Origin of the sequence: Arthrobacter sp. PsM3 (genome assembly GCF_030433895.1) — a bacterium.
In the GTDB taxonomy this organism is placed as follows: Bacteria; Actinomycetota; Actinomycetes; order Actinomycetales; family Micrococcaceae; genus Arthrobacter.
This window is the reverse complement of sequence record NZ_JARUXE010000192.1, coordinates 1-214: the sequence shown is the minus strand read 5'-3', so window position 1 is coordinate 214 and position 214 is coordinate 1. Positions and strand designations below refer to the sequence as shown.

1 protein-coding gene is annotated in these 214 nt (G+C 37.4%); it reads left to right on the top strand.

Going from position 1 to position 214, the window contains the following annotated elements; all coding sequences use genetic code 11:
• The coding region (locus QCD75_RS22140) for a hypothetical protein (protein ID WP_301231668.1) at nucleotides 1–214 on the top strand (214 nt) is incomplete at both ends.

Sequence of the window (214 nt, the reverse complement as noted above, 5' to 3'; positions counted from 1 at the left end):
GAGCATTCGGCAGGTGCATCGTTTGCTCCCAATCCTATCTATTTTGATGCAGAAAATATTGTAAAATTAGCCCTTGAAGGAGGTTGCAATGCTGTTGCATCTACATATGGCGTTTTGGCTGCAGTGGCCAGAAAATATGCCCACAAAATTCCATTTATAGTTAAAATCAATCATAATGAATTTTTAACTTATCCTAACAAGTACGATCAGATAC